Genomic DNA, 4,197 nt, shown 5'->3' with positions numbered 1-4,197 from the left:
TGCCGGTGCCGCCGCGGCCGCCGGGGCCGGGGCCTGGGCCTGCGGGGCGGCGGGCGCGGGGGCCGCCGCGGCGCCGCCGGTGCCGTCGTCGATCACGGCCAGCTCGGCGCCGACCTCGACGGTCTCGTCCTCGGCCACCTTGATGGAGGACAGCACTCCGGCGGCGGGGGAGGGGATCTCGGTGTCGACCTTGTCGGTGGAGACCTCAAGCAACGGCTCGTCGGCCTCGACACGCTCGCCCTCGGCCTTGAGCCAGCGCGTGACGGTGCCCTCGGTGACGCTCTCGCCGAGCGCCGGCAGGGTTACGGAAACCGCCATGGTTTCGGTTGCTCCTAACGATCTTTGCGGATGGTGGGCGTGTCCGTTGCTCAGTCGTGAGCGTGCAGCGGCTTGCCGGCGAGCGCGAGATGGGCCTCGCCGAGCGCCTCGTTCTGCGTCGGGTGCGCGTGGACGAGCTGCGCCACCTCGGCCGGCAGCGCCTCCCAGTTGTAGATCAGCTGCGCCTCGCCGACCTGCTCGCCCATGCGGTCGCCGACCATGTGCACGCCGACCACCGGGCCGTCCTTGACCTGCACGAGCTTGATCTCGCCCGTGGTCTTGAGGATCTTGCTCCGGCCGTTGCCCCCCAGGTTGTACTTCAGCGCCACGACCTTGTCCGCACCGTACGTCTCCTTCGCCTTCTCCTCCGTGATGCCGACGGACGCGACCTCCGGGTGGCAGTACGTCACCCGCGGGACGCCGTCGTAGTCGATCGGCACCACGTCCAGGCCGGCCAGCCGCTCCGCGACCAGGATGCCCTCTGCGAAGCCGACGTGCGCGAGCTGGAGGACCGGCGTCAGGTCGCCGACGGCGGAGATCGAGGGCACGTTCGTGCGCTTGTACGGGTCGGTCAGGACGAAGCCGCGGTCCATGGCCACGCCCTGCTCCTCGTAGCCCAGCCCCTGCGAGACCGGCCCGCGGCCCACCGCGACCAGCAGCACCTCGGCCTCGTACTCCTTGCCGTCCGCCAGGGTGACCTTGACGCCGTCCGCGGTGTACTCCGCCTTCTCGAAGAAGGTGCCCAGGTTGAACTTGATGCCGCGCTTGCGGAAGGACCGCTCCAGCAGCTTGGAGCTGTTCTCGTCCTCGGCGGGCACCAGGTGCTTCAGGCCCTCGATGATCGTCACGTCGGTGCCGAAGGACTTCCACGCGGAGGCGAACTCCACGCCGATGACGCCGCCGCCCAGCACGATCGCCGACTTCGGCACCCGGTCCAGGACCAGCGCGTGCTCCGAGGCGATGATGCGGTCGCCGTCGATCTCCAGGCCCGGCAGCGACTTCGAGTACGAGCCGGTGGCGAGCAGCACGTGCCGCCCGTCGTACCGCTTCCCGTTCACGTCCACCGAGGTCGGCGAGGACAGCCGGCCCTCGCCCTCCACGACGGTGACCTTGCGGGAGGCGATCAGCCCCTGCAGGCCCTTGTAGAGGCCGGCGACCACGCCGTCCTTGTACTTGTGCACGCCGGCCATGTCGATGCCGTCGAGCGAGGTGTTCACTCCGAAGGATGCGCCTTCGCGCGCCTGGTCGGCGAGCTCCCCGGCGTGCAGCAGCGCCTTCGTCGGGATGCATCCGCGGTGCAGGCAGGTGCCGCCCACCTTGTCCTTCTCGATCAGGGCGACGTCAAGACCCAGCTGGGCACCCCGCAGGGCGGCGGCATAGCCGCCGCTGCCGCCTCCGAGGATCACCAGGTCGAAAACGGTGCTGGCGTCGTTCGCCACGTCACGTCCTCCATGCATGTGCGCCGGTGGCCGGCCGTGGTGCGGCCGGGCGGCGGCTCCTTTACGGCCGCTCTACTACTGAGGCCCTGTCCTGCCATCAGCCATCTTCGCACTTGTCGCCGGAAGGCGGAGACGCGGGCCGCGCCCCGCCGGCTGGCGGACCGGTCGCCGGCGGGGCCGCGGGGCACGTCAGGCCAGGTCGCCGTGGGCCGCCTGCTCCGCGATCGCGACCAGGGTGCGCACCGCCGAGCCGGTGCCGCCCTTGGGGGTGTAGCCGAACGGGCCGGAGGTGTTGAAGGCCGGGCCCGCGATGTCCAGGTGCGCCCAGGTGATGCCGTCGCCCACGAACTCCTCCAGGAAGAGGCCGGCCACCAGCCCGCTACCCATCCGCTCGCCCATGTTGGCGATGTCCGCGATCGGCGACTCCATGCCCTTCTTCAGCTCCGGCGGCATCGGCATCGGCCAGGACTGCTCGCCCGCCGCCTCGGCGAGCACGTGGATCCGGGTCCGGAAGGCGTCGTCGTTGGCCATGATCCCGAACGTGCGGTTGCCGAGGGCCAGCACCATGGCGCCGGTGAGCGTCGCCACGTCGACCATGTAGTCGGGCTTCTCCTCCGACGCCTTCGTCAGCGCGTCCGCGAGGACCAGCCGGCCCTCGGCGTCGGTGTTCAGCACCTCGACGGTCTTGCCGCTGTACATCCGCAGCACGTCCCCGGGGCGGGTGGCCGAGCCGGACGGCATGTTCTCGGCGAGGGCCAGCCAGCCGGTGACGTTCACCGGCAGCTCCAGCCGGGCGGCGGCCGCGACCGCGGCGAGCACGGCGGCGGCGCCGCTCATGTCGCACTTCATCGTCTCGTTGTGGCCGGCGGGCTTGAGCGAGATGCCGCCCGAGTCGTACGTGATGCCCTTGCCGACCAGCGCGATCGTCTGCTTCGCCTTCGGGTGCCGGTGCTCCAGCCGCACCAGCCGCGGCGGGGTCTGCGAGCCCTGGCCGACGCCGAGGAGGCCGCCGAAGCCGCCCTTGGCGAGCGCCTTCTCGTCGGTCACCGCGACCTTGAAGCCGTGCTCCTTGCCGGCCTGCTGGGCGGCGGCGGCGAAGCCGGTGGGGTCGAGGTCGTTCGAGGGGGTGTTGACCAGGTCGCGGGCGCGGTTGACCTCGGCGGCGAGCACGGTGGCGCGCTCGGCGGCGGCGCGGTGCGCCTTGTCGCGCTTGCCGCCGACGAGGGCGATCTCGGCGAGCGGGGCCTTGGCGCCGGCGCCGTTCGCCTTGTTCTTCCCCGCCTTGCCGCCCTTCGCGCCCCCGGCGCCCTTGCCGTCGCCGGCGTTGTCCGTGCCGGCGGTGCCGCCGTCGCGGTAGGAGTTGAACGCGTACGCGCCGAGCAGCGCGCCCTCCGCCACCGCGGCGGTGTCGTCCGCGACGTCCAGCGGCAGCGCGAACGCCGCCTTCTTCGTCCCGGCCAGCGCGCGGGCGGCGCTGCCCGCGGCGCGGCGCAGGGCCTCCGTGTCGTAGGCGGCGCCCTTCTCCGGCACGGCGCCGAGGCCGACGGCGACGACGAGGGACGCCTTCAGCCCGTCGGGCGCGGGCAGCTTCGTGACCTCGCCCTCGCCGCCGGACGCCCCGAGGGCCTCCAGCACGGCGCCCAGCTTGCCGCCGAACGCCTCGTCGACCGCCTCCGCACCGGGCGCCGGCACGGGGCGGCCCTTCGGGCCCTTGGCCACACCCACGACGACGGCGTCCGCGCGCAGGCCGGCGGCGGACGAGGAACTGAGAGTCAGAGCAGTCACGGTGGTTCGAATCCATTCTCGGGCGAAGGCGGCTCGGGGGTGCATGGCGCATCGTATGCGGTACGGGCCCCGCCCGGGGTGGCGGCCCCGCGGCGGGTTTCCCCGCGGGGCCGCAGGTGGCGGGGATCCGCCGCGGGGCGCGGGTCGCCGCGGGCGCCGTCCCCGGGGAGCGGATCGGATCCCGTGCGGTGGCGTGCCCGGGATCGCATCGCCCTCCACCGCGCCGGGGGACACGCCCGGGCCGGACGCCGTCCGGTTCCGGCGCGTTCTGCCGCCGGGTGGAGGGACGCGGCGCGGACGGGCCCGGGGCCTGCCCGGAGACCGGTGCGGACCGGCGGGTGGACGGTGCGGTCTCCGGGTGGTCCGTCGCCGGGCGGAGGGACGCGGCGAGTTGATGCTCCCGCGGCGCGCGGTGTGCGGTGCGCCGCGCGCGTGTGCCGTCAGGCCGGCCCCAGGACGGCGACGACCAGGGCGGTGGTCGCGGCGGTCTCGGCCAGCGCGCCGAAGACGTCGCCGGTGACCCCGCCGAGACGGCGTACACAGTGGTGCCGCAGCAGCTCGGCGCCGGCGAGCGCGGCGGCGACCGCGAGGGCGGTGTGCAGCGCCGCGGGCGGACCGGCGACGACGCCTGCCGCGGCGGCCGGGACCGCGATGG

The 4,197-nt window shown here is 73.9% G+C and carries 4 protein-coding genes; all 4 read right to left on the bottom strand.

Going from position 1 to position 4,197, the window contains the following annotated elements:
* On the bottom strand, nucleotides 1–318 hold a 318-nt coding region (locus ABD317_RS34125; RefSeq protein ID WP_344295262.1), incomplete at its 3' end, for a biotin/lipoyl-containing protein.
* Nucleotides 319–368: 50 nt separating this feature from the next.
* On the bottom strand, nucleotides 369–1,757 hold the full coding sequence (gene lpdA, locus ABD317_RS34120) for a dihydrolipoyl dehydrogenase (protein WP_344295260.1): 1,389 nt from the start codon (nucleotides 1,755–1,757) through the stop codon (nucleotides 369–371).
* Nucleotides 1,758–1,946: 189 nt separating this feature from the next.
* Nucleotides 1,947–3,542, bottom strand: a complete 1,596-nt coding sequence (locus tag ABD317_RS34115) for a leucyl aminopeptidase (RefSeq protein ID WP_344295258.1) — start codon at nucleotides 3,540–3,542, stop codon at nucleotides 1,947–1,949.
* 440 nt (nucleotides 3,543–3,982) lie between these two features.
* The coding region (locus ABD317_RS34110; protein ID WP_344295256.1) for an adenosylcobinamide-GDP ribazoletransferase at nucleotides 3,983–4,197 on the bottom strand (215 nt) is incomplete at its 5' end.

It is taken from the genome of Streptomyces synnematoformans (assembly GCF_039531005.1).
GTDB lineage: Bacteria > Actinomycetota > Actinomycetes > Streptomycetales > Streptomycetaceae > Streptomyces > Streptomyces synnematoformans.
This window is presented reverse-complemented; position numbering and strand designations above follow the sequence as displayed.